Origin of the sequence: Haloferax gibbonsii ATCC 33959, from assembly GCF_000336775.1 — an archaeon.
Taxonomy (GTDB): Archaea; Halobacteriota; Halobacteria; order Halobacteriales; family Haloferacaceae; genus Haloferax; species Haloferax gibbonsii.
Genome location: NZ_AOLJ01000018.1, coordinates 242,595 through 265,313 on the forward strand (window position 1 = coordinate 242,595; position 22,719 = coordinate 265,313).

Annotated in this window: 18 protein-coding genes and 2 pseudogenes; 12 read left to right on the forward strand and 8 right to left on the reverse strand. The window is 68.7% G+C overall.

Annotated features, from left to right (window positions below):
• Positions 1-47: 47 nt before the first annotated feature.
• Positions 48-1,145, reverse strand: coding sequence for a halocyanin domain-containing protein (locus C454_RS12240; protein ID WP_049905160.1), 1,098 nt, complete (start codon positions 1,143-1,145; stop codon positions 48-50).
• Positions 1,146-1,300: 155 nt separating this feature from the next.
• Here C454_RS12240 and C454_RS12245 point away from each other — a divergent pair, with 155 nt between their 5' ends.
• On the forward strand, positions 1,301-1,939 hold the full coding sequence (locus tag C454_RS12245; RefSeq protein WP_004976105.1) for a helix-turn-helix domain-containing protein: 639 nt from the start codon (positions 1,301-1,303) through the stop codon (positions 1,937-1,939).
• A gap of 3 nt (positions 1,940-1,942) precedes the next feature.
• Here C454_RS12245 and C454_RS12250 read toward each other — a convergent pair whose 3' ends face one another.
• Entirely contained in the window at positions 1,943-2,311 is a 369-nt protein-coding gene (locus C454_RS12250) for a winged helix-turn-helix domain-containing protein (RefSeq protein ID WP_004976107.1), read from the reverse strand.
• A 254-nt stretch (positions 2,312-2,565) separates the two neighbouring features.
• Here C454_RS12250 and C454_RS12255 point away from each other — a divergent pair, with 254 nt between their 5' ends.
• The 5 genes from C454_RS12255 (at position 2,566) to C454_RS12275 (ending at position 7,610) form a co-directional block, all read left to right on the forward strand.
• A complete protein-coding gene (locus tag C454_RS12255; RefSeq protein WP_004976108.1) occupies positions 2,566-3,723 on the forward strand; it encodes a multicopper oxidase domain-containing protein in 1,158 nt (385 codons plus the stop codon).
• 200 nt (positions 3,724-3,923) lie between these two features.
• The gene (locus C454_RS12260; protein WP_169330636.1) at positions 3,924-4,331 is read left to right on the forward strand and encodes a hypothetical protein; all 408 of its coding nucleotides are present in this window, start codon (positions 3,924-3,926) and stop codon (positions 4,329-4,331) included.
• A gap of 168 nt (positions 4,332-4,499) precedes the next feature.
• A complete protein-coding gene (locus tag C454_RS12265) occupies positions 4,500-4,925 on the forward strand; it encodes an EamA family transporter (protein WP_004976113.1) in 426 nt (141 codons plus the stop codon).
• Positions 4,926-5,007: 82 nt separating this feature from the next.
• Complete coding sequence (gene thiC / locus C454_RS12270; RefSeq protein ID WP_049905147.1) at positions 5,008-6,456, forward strand: phosphomethylpyrimidine synthase ThiC; 1,449 nt, start codon at positions 5,008-5,010, stop codon at positions 6,454-6,456.
• A gap of 119 nt (positions 6,457-6,575) precedes the next feature.
• Positions 6,576-7,610, forward strand: coding sequence for a sodium:calcium antiporter (locus C454_RS12275; RefSeq protein ID WP_004976121.1), 1,035 nt, complete (start codon positions 6,576-6,578; stop codon positions 7,608-7,610).
• Between the two features lie 54 nt (positions 7,611-7,664).
• Here C454_RS12275 and C454_RS12280 read toward each other — a convergent pair whose 3' ends face one another.
• Complete coding sequence (locus C454_RS12280) at positions 7,665-8,555, reverse strand: universal stress protein (RefSeq protein WP_004976122.1); 891 nt, start codon at positions 8,553-8,555, stop codon at positions 7,665-7,667.
• Positions 8,556-8,736: 181 nt separating this feature from the next.
• Here C454_RS12280 and C454_RS12285 point away from each other — a divergent pair, with 181 nt between their 5' ends.
• From C454_RS12285 to C454_RS12300, 6 genes and pseudogenes are all read left to right on the forward strand, one after another.
• Complete coding sequence (locus C454_RS12285) at positions 8,737-9,531, forward strand: helix-turn-helix transcriptional regulator (RefSeq protein WP_004976123.1); 795 nt, start codon at positions 8,737-8,739, stop codon at positions 9,529-9,531.
• 966 nt (positions 9,532-10,497) lie between these two features.
• A pseudogene (locus C454_RS21025) lies at positions 10,498-12,315 on the forward strand (outer membrane protein assembly factor BamB family protein); the annotation flags it as partial.
• Between the two features lie 46 nt (positions 12,316-12,361).
• A pseudogene (locus C454_RS21030) lies at positions 12,362-12,670 on the forward strand (PKD domain-containing protein); the annotation flags it as partial.
• Between the two features lie 51 nt (positions 12,671-12,721).
• Positions 12,722-15,568, forward strand: coding sequence for a CARDB domain-containing protein (locus C454_RS21035; RefSeq protein WP_004976128.1), 2,847 nt, complete (start codon positions 12,722-12,724; stop codon positions 15,566-15,568).
• 1 nt (position 15,569) lies between these two features.
• Positions 15,570-16,775: a hypothetical protein gene (locus C454_RS12295; protein WP_004976131.1), complete on the forward strand. Its 1,206-nt coding sequence runs from the start codon at positions 15,570-15,572 to the stop codon at positions 16,773-16,775.
• Positions 16,772-18,271 carry a PGF-pre-PGF domain-containing protein gene (locus tag C454_RS12300; protein ID WP_004976135.1) on the forward strand — a complete coding sequence of 500 codons (1,500 nt, stop codon included), beginning with the start codon at positions 16,772-16,774 and terminating at the stop codon, positions 18,269-18,271. The genes C454_RS12295 and C454_RS12300 overlap by 4 nt, the downstream gene beginning before the upstream one ends.
• Before the next feature lie 61 nt (positions 18,272-18,332).
• On the opposite strand, the gene C454_RS12305 is transcribed toward C454_RS12300, so the two are convergent.
• The 5 genes from C454_RS12305 to C454_RS12325 form a co-directional block, all read right to left on the reverse strand.
• The gene (locus tag C454_RS12305) at positions 18,333-18,833 is read right to left on the reverse strand and encodes a hypothetical protein (protein WP_004976136.1); all 501 of its coding nucleotides are present in this window, start codon (positions 18,831-18,833) and stop codon (positions 18,333-18,335) included.
• A gap of 46 nt (positions 18,834-18,879) precedes the next feature.
• The gene (locus tag C454_RS12310) at positions 18,880-19,077 is read right to left on the reverse strand and encodes a hypothetical protein (protein ID WP_004976138.1); all 198 of its coding nucleotides are present in this window, start codon (positions 19,075-19,077) and stop codon (positions 18,880-18,882) included.
• A 97-nt stretch (positions 19,078-19,174) separates the two neighbouring features.
• A complete protein-coding gene (locus C454_RS12315) occupies positions 19,175-21,430 on the reverse strand; it encodes an NADP-dependent malic enzyme (RefSeq protein ID WP_004976143.1) in 2,256 nt (751 codons plus the stop codon).
• A gap of 172 nt (positions 21,431-21,602) precedes the next feature.
• Positions 21,603-21,893 carry a hypothetical protein gene (locus C454_RS12320; protein WP_004976145.1) on the reverse strand — a complete coding sequence of 97 codons (291 nt, stop codon included), beginning with the start codon at positions 21,891-21,893 and terminating at the stop codon, positions 21,603-21,605.
• A 499-nt stretch (positions 21,894-22,392) separates the two neighbouring features.
• Positions 22,393-22,644 (reverse strand): hypothetical protein, encoded by a 252-nt coding sequence (locus C454_RS12325; RefSeq protein WP_004976149.1) that lies wholly within the window; start codon positions 22,642-22,644, stop codon positions 22,393-22,395.
• Positions 22,645-22,719: the final 75 nt, after the last annotated feature.

Consider the following 22,719-nt stretch of genomic DNA (forward strand, 5'->3'; position numbering starts at 1 on the left):
GCGTCGCAGTCGCCCAGTCTTCGAAAGCGCTGCCGGGCCGTGGGCGACTACTCCGACTTCTCTTTCGGATACGTCTCGCCCGCCGACTCGCCACCCTCGCCTTTGAGCCACATGAACGCGCCGAACAGCGCGGGCGACGCCAGCATCGCGCCGAACGTCCCGGCCAGCGCGATGCCGCCGAGGCGCTCCGTCTCGGGGTCGCCGAACGGTTCGGCGACCTGCTCGTTCGACCCGCCCTCGTCGTCGGTGACGACGACCGCGCCCTTCATCCCGAGCGTCTCGTGCGGCGTGCAGGCGTAGGTGTACGTCCCGGCCTCCTCGAAGGTGTGCTCGAATGTGTGGTCGCCGGCGCTGACGAGGTCGGACTCGAAGCTCCCGTCCTCGGCGACGACGTTGTGCGACCCGCCCTCGCCGGACCACGTCCACGCCACGGTCGTCCCCTTCGAGACGCGAATCGCCGCGGGACCGAACCCGAACGCCCCGCCGTTGGCCTGCGAACCGACCTCGACCGTCACGCGCCGGAGACCGGTCTGTCCCTCCACGCCGTCGAAGTTCGAGGTGTTCTCGAACCACGCGTCGAGGTCAACGTCGCCCTCACCGGCGCTCTCGGCAGACGCCTCTGAATCGCCCTCACCGGCCGAGTCGGCCGCCTCGGTCGCGGTCGCGCCGCCGGCGTCGCCGACGACGACTGCGCCCTTCATGCCGAGCGTCTCGTGCGGCGTACAGACGTAGGTGTAGACGCCCTCCGTGTCGAAGGTGTGCTCGAACGTGTGGCCGCTGTCGCCGACGAGGTCGGACTCGAAACTCCCGTCGCTGGCGGCGACGTTGTGCGAGCCGCCTTTCCCGTTCCACTCCCAGACGACGGTCGTTCCGGGGTCGACGCGAACCGCGGCCGGGCCAAAGCCGAACGCGCCGCCGTTTGCCTGCGACCCCACCGTCACCGTCACCGTCGAACTCCCCGTCTCGTCCACCACCCCCTCGTAGTTCGAGGTCTGTGCGAACCACGAGTCGAGGTCGGTCCCCGACTGCGCTCGCGCGGAGTCGGCGACGCCGCCCAGCGCGGTCGTGGAGACGGCCGCGCCGCCGAGGAGTCGAAGTACGGTTCGCCGGCCGAGCGTCGGAGATGTGGAATCGTTCGAACTCATGATTGAGGCGGCGAGGCGGTTGACCCGCCCCGCTCGACACTCGACGGTCGGGGTTCCGGTGAAAAGCCCGTCTCGGTGGTTCCCGAACCGCGGTCGATGGCCGAACATGTTCGGAACTATCTTTGTGCGGCGGGGACGAGTTCGTTTCACTACCGATGCCCCGGGCAACACTCTCCATCACGCTCCCCGAGCAGGTCTGGGTTTCCGACCTCTCGGGCCGCTATCCGGACGCCGAGTTCACCGTCCTCGCGGCGATGCCGGCCGACGAGACGGGCGTCGGCCTCGTCGAGATACGGGCGGCCGACATCGAGCCGGTCGTCACCACCATCGACGAGTACGAGTCGGTCGTCTCGGTGACGATTCTCGAAGCGCAGCCGGAGCGCGCGCTGGTGCAGTTCGAGACGACCGAGCCGCTGTTGATTCTCACGCTCAGCGAGGTGGGCATCCCGCTGGAACTGCCCATCACCATCGTCGACGGCGAGGTGACCGTCGAGGTGACCGCGCCGCGCGAGAACCTCTCGGAGCTGGGCGAACAGCTCACCCAGTTCGGTATCCCGTTCGACCTCGTCTCCATCCACCAGTCGATAGACACGGAGTCGCTTCTCACCGACGACCAGTACGCGCTCCTCGAGACGGCGGTCGCCGAGGGCTACTACGACACGCCACGGACGTGCACGCTCACCGGGCTCGCCGAGGCCGTCGGGCTGGCGAAGTCGACGACGAGCGAGAAGCTCCACCGGGCGGAAGGGAAAGTCATGAAGGCGTTTCTCGCGCGAGACGACGCGACGGTCTAACTCTCAGTCGTCGGTCTGGTCGCTGACGGCCGACCACAGCGTCGAGAGCTGGTCCGCGGCGGACCGCGACGGCGACGACACGGAAATCGAGAGGTCGCCCGGTTCGCGCGTGACGACCACCTCTTCGAAGCCGAGCGCGTAGCGGGCGGCCTCGCGGCCGCGGTCGCGTTTCTCCAACAGCCCCGCCTCGACCATCTGTTCGAGCTTTCGGTACACCGTCGAGCGCGGGAGGTCGCACGCGGCGGCGATGTCCGAGGCGGTCATCGGGCCGTCGAGCCGCTTGAGGACGGCGCGACACTGCGTGCTGGTGAGGGCGTCGAACACCGTCTCGAAGTCCGGTTCGAGCGCGTCTGAGAGTGGATTCGTCGACATCTGCGTAGGCTTGGGTTGCTCGGCGCGGCGCGCGCCGTCAGTTCGGGTTCCGATACGCCACCGGGTCGTATGAAAGGTGTGGGCACCAGCGTCGAGTCGGTCGAATCGATGGCCGTCGATTCGCACTGGGACGCCCGACTCGACCGTTGCCCCGCCCGGTACGTATCGACCGCGCCGAACATGTTCGGACACGTACTGAGAGACGGGAACCGGCGAGACGGTATTCCACTCCCCCGGGCCAACGACCGACTGTAATGAGCAACTACGTCGGTGCACCCGGTTCGACGGTGTCGCGTCGCGAATTCCTCGCCGCAACGGGGAGCGTCGGAGCGCTCGGCCTCGCGGGGTGCGCAGCGCCCACGAACGGCGACGGCAACGCCGCCGTCGGCGCGGACGAGACGACGGTCGCCCAGACGAGCGAGTCGGCGCTGCCGTACACCAGCCCGCCGGAGGTCGTGCAGGTCGACGAGCAAGGCGGGAAGGTCACCCTCAAGAGCGCGCCGGCGCGCCACGCGGCGCACCCCCTCGAAACGATGGGGGGGCCGGTCGAACTCCCGCAGGTGTGGGCGTTCAGCGCCGACGACGGTGCGCCGAGCGTCCCCGGGCCGATTCTCCGGACGACCGAGGGCAACGACATGGAGGTCACGCTGGACAACACCGACGGGATGCGCCCGCACACGGTCCACTTCCACGGCGTGCGCAAGGCCTGGAAGGACGACGGCGTGCCGACGACGACGGGCATCCGCGTCGACCCCGGCGAGAAACACACCTACACCATCCCGGCGAACGTCCCCGGGACGCACCTCTACCACTGTCACTACCAGACCCATCGGCACATCGAGATGGGGATGTACGGCATCCTCCGCGTCGACCCGAAGGGGTACGAACCGGCCGACAGGGAGTACTTCATGACCGTCCGCGACTGGGACTCGCGGCTCCCCCGGCAGATGGCCGGCGAGAACGTGGCTTACGACCCCCGGAACCGGAAGCCGGACGTGTTCACCGTCAACGGCAAGAGCGCGCCGCGGACGCTCCACCCCGAAGACGGCTCGCCCATCATCGTCGAACGGGGCGACACCGTCCGCATCCACTACGTCAACGCGGGCTACATGAGCCACCCGATGCACATCCACAACCACCGCTTCCAGGTCGTCGAAAAGGACGGCGGCGTCGTCCCCGAAGCCGCCCGCCACGACATGGACGTGACGAACATCGCGCCCGCGGAGCGCCACACCATCGAGTTCACGGCCGACGCCCAACCCGGCATCTACCTCATGCACTGCCACAAGGTCAACCACGTCATGAACGGGAACTTCTACCCCGGCGGCATGCTCGGCGGCGTCGTCTACAAGGAGGCGATGGACACCGACATCTTCGCGAAGCTGATGGAGTACGCCGGCTACGAGGGGTGAGCTGACGAGTCGGTAGCGCGGTTCACGCGCGCTTCCGGCGACGTTTCGGCGACTGTTTCTGTGTCAGTGACCCACGGCTGAAGCCGTTGGCTTCCCCCTTGCATCTCTGTGAATCGGTCACGGGCTCAGTCCCCAGTATGAGAGAATCGAATCGTTCAGAAGTGATAACATACTTACTAATGTCGGATGTAGTCGGACGTGTGCAACGCCGCCACGTCCTCCTCGGTGCGGCCACCACGTTGTTCGGGTTCTCCGGCTGTATCGCCCCGTTCACGTCCGACGGATCCCTTCAAGAGGTGAACGTCGAACTCCGGAATACGGACGACGGAGCGCAGACGTTCCACCTCGCGCTCGAAACCGAATCTGGCATGCTAGACTGGGAGTCGCATCGTGTCAACGCGGGCGCTGACGAGCCAGTAACGATAGCCCCAGACAAAGATGTCACCCCGGTCGCAGTACACGGAGTCGTCAAGGACTTCGCCGAGAGAGTCGACATCTTAGGTGTCGATGAGCTTGATGAGAACTACTGTCTCCAATTCCATTTCTGGGACTCCCATCCAATCGACGAACGACCGCAGTTGGCGCAGGTTGCCGACATCGAATGCTAACCGTGGACCCGTTCTGCCGATAGGTCCACAGGCGCTACTCGGCAGTTAGTTCAGCGTCGGTGGGGTGGAACAAACGGACCTGCGTGCCGGCATCTCTGCCCGCCCCGTATATACACCAGTCATAATCGAGGTCCGGTTTCTTTTGAACGGCGACGTGAGGCGTTACAGATGGAATTCGCTGAGATGGACTCGGCTGTGTTGTTCGGCCTGGTTACAATGGTGACGTGGGGGATTTGGATACTCTTAGGCAACGCCGCGTCGGAGTCCATGGACCCGCGGACTGCCGCCGCCATCTCGTATCTCGTCGCCGCGCTTCTCGCGTTCGGCTTCATCATCGTTTCAGACGCATCGCTTGCAGTCACCGCGAGAGGCGGACTACTTGCTGGCGTTGCCGGGTTGTTCACCGGAATCGGTCTCATCTCGATGTATATCGGGTTCACGCGTGGGTCGACGACAGTCGTCTCCACGCTCGGTGCGATGTACTTCGTCGTCGCGGCCGTCCTCGGAATACTCGTTCTCGGAGAGAACGTCACACTGACGAAAGTCACGGGTATCGCGTTCGCGGTCGTCGGCATCGTTTTGGTCACCCAGTAAGTCAGAGAACTGTCTCTCGGCGGAGTCGTGCGACCCGCGGCTGTCACAACTGTTATTACCTAGTTGTATCACTAGGTAATCAATGGCGTCAACGCAACTCCAACGCGCCCGAGAGGGACGCGTCACCCCTGCGATGGAACGCGTCGCGGAGCGCGAGAACCGCGACCCCGAGTTCGTCAGGAAGCAGGTCGCCGAGGGGCAGGCGGTCGTCCCCGCGAACCGCAACCACGACTCGCTCGACCCGATGATTATCGGCCGCGAGTTCGCCACGAAGGTCAACGCGAACATCGGCAACAGCGAGACGACGAGCGATCTCACCGAGGAGTTGGAGAAGCTCCACACCGCGGTCCACTACGGCGCGGACACGGTGATGGACCTCTCGACGGGGTCGAACCTCGACGAGATTCGCGAGGCGAACGTGGCGTACTCGCCGGTCCCCATCGGCACCGTCCCCATCTACGAGGCGGTCAAGCGCGTCGACAGCCCCGAGGACATCACCCGCGACCTGCTCCTCGAAATCATCGAGAAACAGGCCGAACAGGGCGTCGATTACATGACGATTCACGCGGGCGTGCTGATGGAGCACCTCCCCCTGACCGACGGCCGGAAGACGGGCATCGTCTCCCGCGGCGGCTCCATCCTCGCCCAGTGGATGGAGGAAAACGGCGAGCAGAACCCGCTTTTCGTCGCGTTCGAGGACATCTGCGACATCTTCGCCGAGCACGACGTGACGTTCTCGCTCGGCGACGGCCTCCGACCCGGCTGTCTGGCCGACGCCGGCGACGACGCGCAGTTCGCCGAACTCGACACACTGGGCGAACTCACGCAGACCGCGTGGGACTACGGCGTGCAGGTGATGGTCGAGGGACCCGGCCACGTTCCGATGGACCAAATCGCCGAGAACGTCGAGCGCCAACAGCAGGTCTGCGACGGCGCGCCGTTCTACGTCCTCGGCCCGCTCGTCACCGACGTGGCTCCGGGCTACGACCACATCACGAGCGCCATCGGCGCGACCGAGGCGGGCCGCGCCGGCGCGGCGATGCTGTGTTACGTCACGCCGAAAGAACACCTCGGGCTTCCCGACCGCGAGGACGTGCGCGAGGGGCTCGCGGCCTACCGAATCGCCGCCCACGCGGCCGACGTTGCGAACGACCTTCCCGGCGCACGCGACTGGGACGACGCGCTCTCGGAGGCCCGCTACGAGTTCGACTGGACGCGGCAGTTCGACCTCGCGCTCGACCCCGAGCGGGCGCGGTCGTACCACGACCAGACGCTCCCCGGCGACAACTACAAGGAGGCGCGCTTCTGCTCGATGTGCGGCGTCGAGTTCTGTTCGATGCGCATCGACCAGGACGCCCGCGAGGCCGACGGTGAGATGGAGACCATCGCGTCCGCCACCGACCTCGACGCGTCGCCCGCGGCCGACGCGAACCTCCCCCCGGTCGGCGCGCACGACACCGACCGCGTCCCCGACGAAATCGAAATCGGCGGCGTCACGTTCACGCCCGAATCGGCCCACGGCGACGACTGACGGCCGTCTGAGTCCGCGAACCATCGACCGAGTCCGCGAGCCACCCGCCGACCGGGCCCCCACCGCCGACCACCCCGTGTCGGTGGGTTCTTTTTCCGCGTCGCTGAAAGGGAGTACCAATGGTCCTCGGCAGTCTCGTCCCGTCGTCGCCGCTCGCGAACGTCGTCGTGATTCTCCTGACGACCGGCCTCATCTGGGTCGGCAGCGGGTGGCTCGAAGAGTCCGCCGACCACCTCGCGGCGTACTACGGCCTCCCCGCGGTCGTCCAGGGCTCCATCATCGTCGCCCTCGGGTCGAGCTTTCCCGAGTTCGCCAGCGTCGCCATCGCCGCCACCGCGGGCGTCTTCGACATGGGCGTCGGCGCAATCGTCGGCTCGGCCATCTTCAACATCCTCGTGATTCCGGCGCTATCGGGGCTCGCCACCGACGGCGACCTCGAAACGAGCCGGCTGGTCGTCTACAAGGAGGCGCAGTTCTACATGGTCGCCGTCGCCACGCTCGTCGTCACGTTCTCGCTGGCGGTCATCTACTTCCCCGTGCCCGACGGCCCGGCGCTGACCGGACAGCTCACCCGTCCGGTGGCGCTCATTCCGCTTTTCCTCTACGGCCTCTACCTGTTCATCCAGTGGCAGGACGTCTCGGAGTACGAAGCCGAGAACGCGGGCGTCGCCGACGGCATCGGTCGCGAGTGGGCGCGCCTCCTCGGCGGCCTCCTCGTCATCCTCGTCGGCGTCGAGCAACTGGTCGGGAGCGTCGAGTCGCTCAGCGGGACGTTCGGCGTCCCGACGTTCCTCGCGGGGGTCACCGTCGTCGCCGCCGCGACGAGCCTCCCCGACACGCTCGTCAGCGTCCGCTCGGCCGCCGACGGCAACAGCGCGACGAGCCTCGGCAACGTCCTCGGGTCGAACACGTTCGACCTGCTCGTCGCCATCCCCGTGGGCGTCCTCATCGTCGGGAGCGTCCCGGTCGACTTCGCCGTCGCCGTCCCCATGCTGGGCGTGCTGACGCTGGCGACCGTCCTGCTGTTCGGCCTGCTCCGGACGGACCTGTCGCTCTCGCGGGTGGAGTGCTACGCGCTCGGCGCGGCGTATCTCGTCTTCGTCGGGTGGGTCATCGCCGAGACCGCGGGCGTCACGAGCCTGCTTCGGAGCTGACGGGCGAAAGCGACCGGCGTCCGCCGACCGCGGGCCGACGCCCGACGACCCGACCTACTCGCCTCGCGGCTCTCTGACCGTCACCACCGGCACCGGCGAGGTTCGGACCAGTTTCTCTGCGACGCTCCCGAGCATGTAGCGGTCGAAGCCCGTGTGGCCGTGGGTTCCCATCACCACGAGGTCCACGTCGTGTTCGTCGATGTACGCGAGGATGCCGTGGTGAATCGACACGTCGCGGCCGACGGACTCCCTGACCGTCTCGACGCCCGCGGCGGCCGCCACGTCGCCCGCCTGTTCGACCGCGTCGCTCGCCCGCTCTTCGAGTTCGTCGATGAGGAGCGGCCCGCGGATGTCCGCGCCGAAGGCGGCGACGTTGACGACCGAGACCGCGTGGAGCGCGGCGTCGGTCGCCGCCGCCAACTCGCTGCCGAACGTGACCGCCGCGGTCGCGCAGGCGCTCCCGTCGGTGGGCGTCAGCACGTCTGCGTAGGGGTACGCGAGGTCGGTCGCCGCGTCCGGTCGGACGGTGAGCACGGGCACGTCGGACCGTCGGACGACGCGCTCGGTGGTGCTCCCGAGGAGCAGGCGGCTCAGCCCCGTCCGCCCGTGGGTCGGCATGACGACGAGGTCGACGTCCTGTTCGGCGGCGTACTCGGTGATGACCCGATACGGCTCGCCGCGCTCGATGCTCGTCACGACCGGCGCGTCGGACTGGGACGCCCGGGCCGCGGCGTCGCTCACGAATCGCTCGCCGTCGGTTCGGCGGCGCTCGCCCGCCGCTCCGTCGCCTTCGTCGCGCAGGTTCGGGCGTCGCTCGGGCTCCGGCGGGGCGACGTGCAGCAGGTGGAGGGTCGCGTCGTGGGCGGCGGCGATGTCGATGACGTGGTCGAGGACGGCGTCCGCGCCGTCGCTCCCGTCCGTCGGAAAGAGGAGTCGGTCGAACATAGTTCGATGTTCTCAACGAGTCCACATAACCGCTGAGGTGCGTTCGCTCGCGGTGGGAACGAGGCGGGGGGTTCGCGACTGACGCGGTGGCGGCGATTCCGCGGCACACAGCCTCGTTCGCGTGTGGTTTCGCACCCACGCAGAGGGGAACCACTATTACGGCGGTGTCGTATCGTCTACCATGGACGGGGTCGTGGACGAACTTCGGAGTCTCATCACCTCACCGAACCGGTTAGCGGCGCTCCGGGCGCTCGACGAGGGACCGGCGACCGCGAGCGAGTTGCAGGCGACGCTCGACACGTCACGGTCGACAGCCTGGCGGGTGATGAAGTCGCTCACCGAGCGGGAGTGGGTTTCGAAAACGGGCGAACACTACGAGATTACGCCGCTCGGTGTGGTCGTGGTCGAACAGCTCCAGACCGCCGTCTCGACCGTCGAGGCGGCGACGACGTTCGCGGAGGCCGACCTCTTGCAGTGGCTCCCGCTGGACGACCCCGGCTTCCGTCTCGGCGCGCTCGCGTCTGCGACCGTCGTGACGCCGACGCCGAGCGACCCGCAGGCCCCGCTTCGGCTCGCGGTGTCGCACGTCGAGTCGGCCGACCGAATTCGCATCCTGACGCACGCCGCCTCGCCCGACGTGTTGGCGACGGTTCATCGCCGCCGGAACGACGACGTCGACGTCGAAGTCATCATGACCGACGGGGCCTACGAGGCGATGGCGCGAAGCGAGAAGACCGCGGGGCAGTTGGCCGACCTCTTCGACGCCCCCAACGTCTCTCTGTACCGCTACGAGCGCGTGCCGTACGTCCTCTCGATTCTCGACGCCGACCGCGTCGGCATGGGCGTCGTCGACGACCACGGCCGCCCGCGCGCGGTGTTGGACGCCGAGGCCGACGCCGTGGTCGACTGGGCCCACTCGACGTACACGCGGTATCGCACCGAATCGACGCCGGCCGAACGCGACGCGTTCCTCTGAGGCGACGGACTCGCCGCCGCGGTCGAACAGCCGACAGCGGCGCGGCTCGGCGACCCACGATTCGCGGTTCGAAACGTCGTTTCAGGCCCTGAAACACCGCTGTATGGCCAGTAACACAGAATTATAGCCTCGCCATGATGACACACGATATCGTTCCGGATTTCGTGGCTATCGCGGGTTTCGGAGAGACGAAGGTGGGGCATGACAACACGTTATCGACACCAGGTAGGGGCAGCATCGCTCACGATTATCGTCCTCGTCTCGCTGGCGAGTCCGTTCGTCGCGCTCTCGGGGGCGGCCGCCGGGCAGTCGCTCGCGGGGTCGGTCGACCGCGCGACGGGCGCGCCCGCCGCAAGCGACGTCGTCTTCGCCGCGACCGACGGAAGTGAACCGAGCTACGACGAACTCTCGGCGCAGGGGGCGTACAACCTCACGGGCCTCCAATCGAACGCCACGTACGACGTGAGTTACCTCGCGGCCAACGGGTCGCAACCCGGCGCTCCCGGCGCGTTCCCCCGAGACGGGTCGCCCGACGTGTTCGCGCTTCGGCGGGCGTCGCCCGGCGCGACCGCCGACCTCGGGAACGCGGCGCTTCCGGGTGCGCACGTGGTGAACCTCTCGGTCGTCAACGAGACCGGCGCGCCCGTCTCGGGGGCGGCCGTGGCCTTCCAGCACACGAACGCGAACGGCGCGACGGTGAACACCTCGCAGTTCGGCGAGTGGTTCCTCACCGAGGCCGACGGCGACGTCCACCTCTCGAACGGGACGGCCGGAATCGAACTCACGGGCAACGTGACCGTCGCCGTCGCCCCGCCGAGACAACTCAGCTACGACGGCGGACTCGAAGGCGAGCCCGTCTCGTCGTCGAGCGGCTACGTCCAGCGCGTCTACACGACACAGCTCGACGTGACGGGCGACGAGACGGTGACGGTGACGCTCGAATCGGCCGAACAGCCGGGCGCGACGATGACGGCGAACGAGACGGCCCCGGCGCTCGGCGAGCCTGTCAACGTCTCGCTGTCGAACATCACGGGCGAGACGCCCTCGTTCTACACGTGGACGGTCGACGGCTCTTACGCGGGGTACACGACGCATCCGAACGCGAGCCTCGTCCTCCCCGGGTTCTCCGCCCCCGGCCCGCACACCGTCGCCGTCACGGCGCGGAGCGGGAGCGAGCAGTTCCTCTTCGAGGAGTCGCTCACGCTCGACGCGGTGACGGCCGGAGACGGCACGCTCACCGCCGCACCGACGCCCGCCCGCGCCAATCTCGATACGGTTCGGTTCGCCCTCGTGAACGTCTCCGGCGTCGGCGACGGCGACTTCTACACGTGGACGTTCGGCGACGGCGACCGCGCGTACACGAGACACCCGAACGCGACGGCGAATCACACCTACGCCGAGCCGGGCGCGTACAACGCGACCGTGCGGGTCCGCGACAACAGCACGGAGGCGCTCCTGGTCGAAGACACGCTCCGACTCGACGTGACGGCCGCCGGAAACGGCACGCTCGTCGCCACGCCCGACAGCCTCACCGAGGGCGAATCTGTCGCGTTCGAGGTTCGGAACGTCTCGCTCGCGGCCGGCCAGTCGGTCGGCGAGTACCGGTGGGACTTCGACGGCGACGGGACCGCCGACGCGACGACCGCGGCCAACGAGACCAGCCACGCCTACGCCGACCCCGGTACCTACGACGCCGCCGTGACCGTGGCGAACGCGAACGGAACGCCGCTGTTCACGGCGTCTGCGGCGGTCGAGGTCGCCGCCGAGGAGTTCGCCGCGCCGACCGACGGCTGGCCGCAGTTCGGCTACGACGACGCCAACACCGGCGCGAACGTCGCCGGCGTCGGCCCGGCGGGACCCGTCGAGGTCCGCTGGAACGAGACCACGTCCACGCTCTACTCGCGGCCGCCGACGTTCGCTGACGGGCGGGTGTTCGTCGCCAGCGGCTACGGAATCGTCGCCTACGACGCCGCGAACGGCTCGACGCTGTGGTCCGCCAGCGCCTACCCCGACGAGGTGACCGCGCCCCCGACCGTCGAGGGCGACTCGGTGTTCGTGAGCAGTCACAACGACGCCGCGAACAACGAGCGCGACACGCTCACCGTGTTCGACGCGGCCGACGGCTCCGAACGCTGGTCGGTGTCGGTGCCGGCCGACAGCGACGGTCTGTTCACCGACGGCGAGTGGCTCTCCGCGCCCACGGTGACGAGCGACGCGGTCTACGTCGTCTCGGAGGCCGAAGACGCGCTCTACGCCATCGACCGGGGGTCGCACTCGCTCCGCTGGCGGAAGAACCTGACCGAACTCGAAACGACCGGTGACGCGCAGGCCGTGCCCGCGGTGGCGAACGGCACCGTCTACGTGACGCAGGGGTGGGACGGCTCGCGCTTCACCGGCTTCGGCTCGCACCTCTACGCCTTCGACGCCGACACGGGCACCGAGCGGTGGAACCGGAGCCTCTCGAACCACCGCGGCGCGGCACCCACCGTCTCGGACGGCGTCCTCTACGTCTCGACGTACGGCTCGCTCGTCGCCTTCGACGCCGACACGGGCGCGCAACTGTGGTCCGTGGCCGCCGGCGAGACCGAGAGCCGCTCGTCGCCGGCCGTCGCCGACGGCATCGTCGTCGACACCCGCGGCGGCTTCTACGACGACGAGAAGGGCGTCGTCGCGGTCGCCACGAACGGCTCGCGCGCGTGGAGCTACGACACCGACAGCGCCGTCCTCGGCGCGCCGGCCGTCCTCGGCGACACGGTCTACGTCGCCGAGTTCGACGGCACCGTCCACGCGCTCGACCTGCAGACGGGCGCGCCGGTGTGGAACGACTCGCTTGACGCCCCCGGATTCGACACCACCGTCGCGAGCGCGGTCGTCGGCGGCGACGGCTGGCTCTACGTCCAGACCGGGTCGTCGTCGGACATCAACCTGTCTCTTATACACATCTCTNTCGGGGTCGCTCTCGGCGACGCCCGCGGACCCGCGGCGTACCGTCGAGAACGTCACCTTCGAGACGACCGTCTCGGGCGACGCCGACAGCGTCGAGACCTACCGCTGGTCGTTCGGCGACGGCGCGACCGCCGAGACGACGGCGCGGAACGTCTCGCACGCGTACGACCGGACCGGAACGTACACGGCCCGCGTCTCCGGCTTCGACAGCTACGACCGCAAGCTCTACACCGCGACGACGGCCGTGACCGTCCGCGACATCGGCTCTGCGGACCTCCGCGTCGCCCCGACGCCGGCCGACGTGAACGTGACGAACGTCTCCTTCGCCGTCACCAACCGCTCGCTCCCGGCGTCCGTGACGGACGTTCGCTACGGTTGGTCGTTCGGTGACGGCGAGACCGTCTTCACGAGCGCGAACCGGACGAACCACACCTACGCGGCGCTCGGGGACGCGCCCGTCTCGGTCGAGGTGCTCGACGGGACGACCGAACAGACGCTGGTGACGCTTTCGGCGACCGTTCCGGTGGTCGACCGCGTGCCGCCGACGGTCTCGGCGAGCGCGCCGTCGCCAGTCAGGACCGGCGGGAACTTCAGCGTCGCCGCGAGCGCGACCGACAACCACCGCGTCGCGAACTACACCTTCGAGACCGACGAGGGGCAGTCGGTGACGACGGCCGCGAACCGGACGAACCTCTCGTTGGCGACGGCGGGCGCACACACCGTCACCGTCACCGCGACCGACGCGTCCGGGAACAGCAACGCGACGACGCTCGTCGTGAACGCCTCGGCCGCGCCCGACCTCGAACCGCGCATCTCGGTCGAACCCGCCCAGACGCTCGGCAATGACCGCGTGACCGCGAACGTCACCGTCGTCAACGACGGCACCGCCGAGGCGACCGACGTCGACGTGCGACTGGTCGCGCGGTCCCGCGTCGGCTACTACGACGACGCCTCGACGACGTACACCCGCGCCGTCGGCACCGTCGCCGCCGGCGCGAACGAGACGGTGACGGTCGACCTCACCGACTGGCTCCGCGGCAACCTGAGTTCGGCGTATCCGGACGTGGAACTCGTCGCCGTCTCGGACCCCGACGGCGCGGTCGCCGAGGGCGACGAGACCGACAATCGAACCACGGCGACGACCGAGGTCAGCTACGCCGACCTCCGACTCACCGTCAACGCGCCGTGGCGGGTCATCCCGACCGAGGCCGCCGAGACGCGCGTCTACGTCAGGAACTACGGGAACGCCCCGAGCGACGCCCGCACCGCCGAGCTCGACTTCGGCGACGGGTCGTCGAACGAGACCCTCGCCGTGCCGGCGCTCGACCCACGCGAGACGGCCGTCTTCACGCGGAATCACACGTTCGCGACCGGGCGGCACACGCTCGTCGCCTCCGTCGCGGACCCCGACGCCCCGCGCGGCAACGCCGACCGCGACGTGACGACGAGCCAGCCGTACGAACTCCGCGGACGGCTGTCCGCCGCCGACCCGGTGCAGGTCGGCCGGAACGTCACCGTCTACGGCCGCGGCTACAGCAACTACGAGAGCAACGTGACCGCGAACCTGTCGCTCCCGGCGGGCCTCGAATTCGCGCCCGGCGAGACCGCGACCAAGTACGACACCGACGACCGAACGTACTTCGAGTGGACCGTGGTCGCCACCGCGAACCGCGACGCGACCTACGACCTCGAACTGAACCTCAGCGCCCGCGGTGAGAACGAGACGGCGACCGAACGCCTCACCGTCGAGCGCCCGAAGACCCGCGTGGTCGACACGGCGGCGGTGAACTTCACCGGCACGGGGAGCGACTCCGCGACGCTCACCCTCCGCAACGAGACGACCTACGAACACGGGGTGACCATCTCCACGCACCTCGGGACCGACGGGCGGACGCTCGCCGGGCTCGACTACCTCGTGGAGTACCCCCACGCCTGCGTCGAGCAGACGACCTCGCCGATGCTCGGAGCGCTGTACACCGGCCAGTACTACCGGCGCAACCCCGCACCCGGCGGATACGACACCGGCCAAATCAACGCCAGCGTGGACGCGGGCGTCGCCCGTCTGACGACCGGACAGGACGCGCAACACGAGAACGGTTCGTGGAGCATGTACGGCAACGACCCCGACGGCGACGTGTTCTACACGGCCTACGCGCTGTTCGGCACGAGCGCGGTCGGAAACGACCCCGTGCAGAGCGCTCGCGCGCCGGTCCGCGCCGACCTCGACCGGATAGACGCTAACGCGACCGTCGCGTGGCTCGCGGACGAACAGGCCGCCGACGGCCGCATCCGCAACGACAAGTTCTACTTCGACGATGACGCCGCCATGACCGGGTTCACCCTCGTCGCCCTCGACCAGGCCGGCCCGTACAACGCGACCGCCGCAGCGACCGCAGACCAACTCCGGGGCGACGCCGCGAGCTACCTCGTGACCGCCCAGCGCGCCGACGGCGCGTGGGGCGACGGTTCCACCCCGAACACGATGTCCACCGCGCTCGCCGTCTGGGGCCTCGAAGCCTCGGGCGTCGAGACGGCTCCCGTCCGGACGGCCATCGACGACGGCCGGGCGTGGCTGCTCGACAACCAAGCCGACAGCGGGGCGTGGTCGCAACGCCGCTCCGCCTCGTGGAGCGACGTCGGCACCACCTCCGAGACGACCGCGTACGCGCTCATGGCGCTCAACGCGACCGGACTGGAGAACACGAACGCCTCCGTGCAGGCCGGCCAGACCTACCTCGTCACCGTCTACGACGACCGCGGGTCGTGGGGCTACACCCGCGCGACCGCCCTCGCAATCAACACGCTGTTGACGCTCGGACAGGGCGGCTCGAACCCGACCCACGACGTGACCGTCACCTTCGGCACGGAGTCGACCCCGGCGCTCGTGACGAAGACCATCGACGTGGACTCGACCGACGCGCTCGACTCGGTCGAACTCACCGACAGCGAACTCCAGACGCTCCGGGACAACGCCGACGGGCCGATAACCGTGCAGGTCGATACGACCGGGACGGGCGTGCTCGTCGTCGGTCTCGAAAACGACCAACTCGTCGCCCGCGACGAGTACGCCGCGAACGAGGGAGGTGCCTGAGATGTCCGTCGCACGCGCCGTGACGGGACTCCTGCTCGTCGCGGTCGTCGTCGCCGGCGTCTCCGCGCCCACCGCGGCCGCGGCCGGCTACGGCGTCTCAATCGACGCGCCGGCCGACTTCCACGTCGGCGACAACCGACTCGAAGTGACCGTCGACAACACGGCGAGCGGCACGGACCTGTTCAGCCCCATCGTCGAGGTCCCCCTCGAAGCCGGGCTGTCGGCCCCGGCGGACCCGAATCCAGTGGTGAAATCGACCGACGGAACCCGGACGTGGGCCGTCCAGAACAGCACGATTACGAGCGGGGACTCGCTGTTCGTCTACGGCCGGAACGTCCCGGCGGGCGAGTCGCGGACCTACGTCTTCACCGTCACCGTCGAGTCGGCGGGCGAGCGCACCGTTCGGGCTGACGTGCGCCCCCTGTACAACGAGTCGAACAACGTCCGCGCGCAGACGACCGCGACCGCTGTCGCCACCGGCGCGCTCTCCGTGGACGTGCTCGACGAGGCGGGCGACCCGGCGTCGGGCGCGACCGTCACCGTCGACGGCACCGACCGCGCGGGGGCCACCGTCCGCGACGACGTGACCGCGGGCGACCACACCGTCTCCGTCAGCGTCGGCGGCGCGACCTACCCGGCGCTGAACGTCTCGGTCGTCGCCGGCGGCGAGACCAACGTGACCTACCGCCACGGCTCGCTGGACGACCCCGCGGTCGTCGTCGCCACCGACGCACAGTCGGCCGTCGCGAACGGCAGCGCCGAGAGCGCCGTCACCGAGGCCGGCAACGCCACCGCCCGCGCGCGGTTCGAAGTCGCGTTCCTCGCGGACGTGCCCGACGGCCGGGCGGTCGTCGGCGTCGCCGACCCCGCTGCCTTCCCGTCGGGCTACCACGACGTGACGGCCACCGTGGACGGCCAGCAGGTCGCGCCCGGCCGCAATGGTGGAACCACGACCGTCGCCCTCGACTCGCCCGGCCTGCTCGACGTGGCCATCGAGTTCGTCGGCTTCCCGGTCGGCGACGCGACCCGCGACGGGACCGTCGACGACGGCGACGCCGCGGATATCGCGGCCGCGGTCGCCGCGGTCGACGACGGCGACCCCTACGGCGACGTGGACGGCGACGGCGAGGTGACGGCGGTCGATGCGATGCTCGTCGCCCAGTACGACGCCGGCAACCGCACCGCCGACTACGGAGGTGCGCGATGAGCCGTCTCGCGTTCGCGCGGCGCGTCGTCGTCGCGGCGGTCGTCTGCGCGGTCGTCCTCGCGGGCGTCGCACCGTTCGCTGCGGTCTCCGCGGCCGGCGCGGCATCTTCGGCGACCGTCTCCGTCGCGGGCGTCGATTCGGTCGGCTTGGAGGAGACGGCGACGGCGACCCTGCGGGCCGCGGACGTTCCCGCCGGCGCGGGCGTCGGCGCGTTCGCAGTCAACGTCACCTACGACCCCTCGGTCGTCTCGGTGCGCGTCGCCGACAGCGACTTCGCGGTCGAGACGGCCGCGCCCGAATCGGGCGTCCTCAGAATCGTCGGCTACACCGACGCCCGGTCCGGCCCGACCGGCGACGTCGCGCTCGCGGCGCTCGACGTGACGGGCGAGTCGGCCGGCGACGCGACGCTCGGCGTCGAGGTCGACACCCTCGCCGACGCGGACGGGTCGGCGATTACGCGCACGACGGCCGACGCGTCCGTCGAGGTGACCGGCGGCTCCGACGGCGGCGAGACCGACGGCGGCGACACGACGGACAGCCCGGACGACCCGGGCGGCGAGAGCGACGACGACACCGGCGGCTCGTCGGGCGGTTCCAACTCCGGCGGCGCGCGGACGTCGGTTCGCACGTCGGCCAGTAACGGCGGCCTCGCGGTCGACATCCGAAACGCGAAGCCCGGCGCGCCGGTCGAGGTCGACCTCTCCGGCGTCGAGCGCGGCGGCGTCCGGGTCGACGGCCTCTCGCTCACGCTCGGCGCGAAGTCGGACGCGAAACTCACGGTGCGGGCGCTCGATTCCGTGCCGGACGGGACGCCGGCGCTCGACGGGGGGCCGCTTTCGTACCTCGACGTGGCCCACGACGTGGACGACAGCGCCATCTCCGGCGTGAACTTCACCGTCTCCGTCTCGAAGGCGACGCTGACGGACCGCGGCCTCGACCCGGCCGACCTCCGGCTCTACCGCTACAGCGACGGCGAGTGGCGGGCGCTCTCGACGAGCGTCGCCGGCGAGACCGACGACGAGGTCCGATTCACCGCCGTCTCGCCCGGCCTCTCGGTGTTCGCGCTCGCCCCCGCACCCGCCGGGGCGGCCTTCGCGGTGACGACCGGCTCCCTGCCGTCCTCGGTGGTCGTTGGCGACTCGGTCACCGTGACCGCGACGGTCGAAAACACCGGCCAGACCCGCGGCGAGACGACGGTCGACCTGACGGTCGACGGCGCGGTCAGCGAGTCGCGAACGCTCGACCTCGCCCCCGGCGAGACGCGGTCCGTCGAGTTCGTGGTCACAGCCGACGCCGTCGGGCGCTACGACGTCGCGGTGGACGGCGTCTCGGCCGGAACGCTCCGGGTCGACGCCGAGTCGACGCCGACGCCGACCGCGACGACCGAGTCGGAACCGGCGACGACCGGGACCAGTACCCCCGGCTTCGGTGCGGTGACCGCAGCGCTCGCGGCGGCGTTGGCGGCGCTCGTCGCACTCGCTCGGCGACGGACGTAGGTGCGGGGCGTCGCGAGCAGCGACTCGCAGGCGCGCGGTCTCGTCGACCCGCGTTCTCGGTTTACGCTCGTTCGAGAGTCTGCAGTACCCGGAGCGATAGCTCGTCCGCGCTGATGTCGCCGCGGTCGTAGGCGTCGAACCACGTGGACTCGGCGCGCCAGCGGGCGACGACCGCGCCCGAGTCGGCGGCGGCCGCGACGATGGTCGCTTCGAGCCGCGACGCGGTCCACCCCGCGGCGACCTCCCTGAAGAACCCGCCGGCGACGGTCCCGATTTCGTTGCTGAGGCGGTCCGTGCTGCGCGCGTCGCTCTCGTAAGTGAGCGAGACGACAGACGCCCGTTCGTCGGCGGTCAGTTCCGCGAGCGCCACCGACTCCGAGTCGAGGAACCGTCCGAACGAGGCGAGATGGGACTCGTAGGGGTCAGGGGACGACGTCGCCGTCGGCGACTCCGGCTCCGCTCGCGTCGTCGGCGAATCGGGCGTCGTCGGCGGCGACGGCGACGCGCTACAGCCGGCGAAAAGCGAGGCGAACGACCCGAGAACGAGGCGACGTGATGGCACGCGCGAACGTTCGAACGACGTCGATATAGCTGTTCTCCGCCCGCCGTCAGCGTCGGAGCAGCCAGACGGCCAGTCCGATGACCTCCCGAAGCGTCACGCCCGCCGCGAACACGTACACCGTCTGCAACGGCAGTTCGAGGAAATCGATGGCCGCCACCGCGAGCGACATCACGATGGCCATCCCGACCCACCCGAGTGCGAACCGGCGCTCCGACGCCGACGTGTGTGTACCCAACTCGACCATACACCCTGACTCGGCTGAACGTATTTAATTTCTCGTGCTGACACGACGGAGTGGCCGCCGCGGCCGGCCGAGGTGGCTCGACGCCGCTCGGAGCGCGTTACTCCTCTTGGGCGTCCACCACGGCGACACCGGCCAAGTTGACGATATCTTTCACTTCGTCGCCGCGCTGGAGGACGTGGACCGGCTTGTCCATGCCGACGAGCATCGGGCCGATAGCTTCCGCGCCGCCGAGACGCTGGAGCAGTTTGTAGCCGATGTTGCCCGCTTCGAGGTTCGGGAACACGAGGACGTTCGCGGGGTCGTCGAGCTCCGCGAAGTCGTAGGTATCGGTCAGCATCTCCTCGACGAGGGCGGTGTCGGCCTGCATCTCGCCGTCGACCGGGAAGTCAACGGCGGGGTCGGCGTGCAGTTGTTCGACCGCGTCGCGGGGCTTGCGCGTCCCCTCGTTCGTGACGCTCCCGAAGTCGGAGTACGAGAGCAGGGCCGCGCGGGGGTCGACGTTGAACCGCCGGGCGAGTTCGGCGGTGTGTTTCGTCACCTCGGCGAGCACGTTCTCGTCGGGGTCGAGGTTGACCGTCGCGTCGGCGCAGAAGATGACGCGGTTCCGGAAGGTCAACATGTAGACGCCGGCGGCGTAGTCGGCGTCGTCGGCCGTGCCGATAATCTGCAGCGGCGGGCGGAGCGCCGAGGGGTAGTGATGCGTGAGGCCGGTCAGCATCGCGTCCGCGTCGTCCATGGCGACCATCACGCTGGCGAAGTAGTTCGAATCGCTCCGCACGAGTTCGGCAGCCTCCGTCCGGGTGAGGCCCTTGCGCTGGCGGCGCTCGTAGAGGTGGTCCACGTAGTGGTTCCACTCGCCGCTTTCGGGGTCGGCGATGGTCGGGTCGAAATCGAGACCGAGGTCCTCGGCGGTGCGGAGAATCTCCTTCGTCCGGCCGACGAGGATGGGTTCGGCGATGCCCTCTTCGACCAACTGGCTCGCGGCGCGAATCATCTTCTCGTCTTCGCCCTCGGCGAGGACGACCCGCTTGGGGTTCGTCGCCGCCTTGTTGAGAACGACGCGCATCATCTCGCGGGACTTCCCGAGGCGGGCCTCCAACTCCTCGCGGTAGTCGTCGAGGTCGCGCTCGCGGCGGGCCGCGCCGCTCTCCATGGCCGCCTCGGCGACGGCGGGCGTCACCTCGTAGAGGACGCGCTGGTCGAGGGGCTTGGGGATGAGGTAGTCGGGGCCGAACTGCAGCGGGCCGTCACCGTAGGCTTTGACGACCGCGTCGGGCACGTCCTGTCGGGCGAGGTTCGCCAGCGCCTCGGCGGCCGCGCGCTTCATCTCCTCGTTGATTTCGGTCGCACGCACGTCGAGCGCGCCGCGGAAGATGAACGGGAACCCGAGGACGTTGTTCACCTGATTCGGGTAGTCGGAGCGCCCGGTCGCCATGATGACGGTGTCGTCGCGGGCGTCCTTCGCGTCCTCGTAGGCGATTTCGGGGTCCGGGTTGGCCATCGCGAAGATGATTGGGTTGTCGGCCATCGACCGCACCATCTCCTGGCTGACGATGCCGCCGACCGAGAGGCCGACGAGCACGTCAGCGCCCTCGATTGCGTCTTCGAGGTCGCCGTCGTCGACGCCGCGGGCGAACGGTTCGGCGTACTCGTCGAGTTCGCCGGCCTCGGCCCGCGACTCCGAGAGAACGCCGTCGATGTCGCACAGCGTGATGTTCTCGTGGGGGATGCCCAGCGAGACGTAGAACCGCGCCGTCGCGGTCGCGGCCGCGCCCGCCCCCGAGAAGGTGACGTTCAGCGACGACAGCTCCTTGTCCGCGATGTCGGCGGCGTTGAGTAGCGCCGCACCGGAGATGATGGCCGTGCCGTGCTGGTCGTCGTGGAACACGGGGATGTCCATCCGGTCGCGCAGGGACTCCTCGATTTCGAAGCACTCGGGCGCGCGGATGTCCTCCAAGTTGATGCCGCCGAACGTCGGCTCCATCGCGGCGACCGACTCCACGAACGCCTGGGGGTCGTCGTGGTCGAACTCGACGTCGAACACGTCGATGTCGGCGAAGCGCTTGAACAGCACGCCCTTGCCCTCCATCACCGGTTTCGACGCCTGCGCTCCGATATCGCCGAGGCCGAGCACCGCAGAACCGTTCGAGACGACGCCGACGAGGTTGCCCTTCGCCGTGTACTCGTAGGCCGCCGTCTCGTCCTCCGCGATGTCGAGACACGGCGCGGCCACGCCCGGCGAGTACGCCAGGCTCAGGTCGCGCTGCGTGTTCGTCGGCTTCGTCGTCGCTATCTCCACTTTTCCCGCGGGCGGCCGTCGATGGTAGTCCCGAGCGTCGTCTTCGAGCGTCATTGCTCGTGATGGGAACGCTGAGGTAGGTAGAGTCTTCGCTCCGACAGAGACGCGCGTAGAAATAATGATGTAGAATACGGAGATACAGAACCGGGATTTCACGACGAGGAGGCGAACGAGCGGAGCGAGGCGGGTCGCGGTCGACGCGGAGGCCGACTCGCGCGCCGCGCAGTCAGCGGAGCGACTCGTGCGGCATCGTGTACAACTGCACGTTCTCCGCGATGGTCACCTCCTCGAAGTGGCTCTCCGTCGCGAACAGGTCCGAAACGTCTTCGACCTGCTCGACCGGATAGATGTGCTTCGCGCTTCCGTAGCCGTGGTAGACCTCAACCGGAACGGCGAACGCAACCTCTCCCTCGTCGACTTCGACTGTCGCCCCGAACGTCAGGCCGTCTTCGTCGTCGGCGATTGTACAGATGGTCGACGGTACGGTTTCCCCTGCATCGTATCTCTCTTTGGCCATGCGTTGACAACCCACACGATTTTTCGATACTATAAGCAGTATCGCTCCCTACCCATACACCGGAAGGCGTACTGCTCAAGTTTCAGCCATATGTCCAACGAGAACCGTGATAATTATTACTCAACTCGCATAACTAACTGATAGATTGATACGTTTGACACGGGAGTTCTCCGACTGTCGACTCACCGTGCCACAGTCTGGGCACGGTCTCCGAGTTCTGACCACGGCCACTTGACGCGCCGCGTGAGCCGTCTGTACGCGAACGGTTCGGCATCGACACCCCACGACCGGTCCGAACCGATGCGGCCGTCGTCGCGCGGTCGCGCATAGCTGTCGCAGGTTTGTCTGGTCGGTTCGGTGGTACGTCCGCGAGTCTCTGACCGTTCGGTACATAGTCAGCTCTCGGATATTTCGGCCCCTGCGGACGGTCGTCGAACGCGACTCGGGTTCGCGACTCGGGCAGGACGCGGAGGCGAGCGAGCGTGCGACCACGACCCACTCAGCGGAGCGCGTCGTGGGGAATCGTGTAGAGCCGAACTTCGTCTTCGACCACCACCTCGTCGGTTTCGGTGTTCGTGACGAACAGGTCCCAGACGCGTTCGACTTGCTCTGTCGGATAGACGTGCTTGGCGCTCCCGTATCCGTCGTAGACGTCGACGGAGACGGCGAACGTTATCTCTTCTTCCTCGGCGGGGACCGAGCAGATGTCCGCAGGTACTGTTTCACCCACTTCGTAGTGTGTAGCCACCATATTGTATGGAACGTTCTTGTCAGCACCTACGAATCCGCACGTTCACGGGTACTGAAGGCACTCATTCGGTTGGAA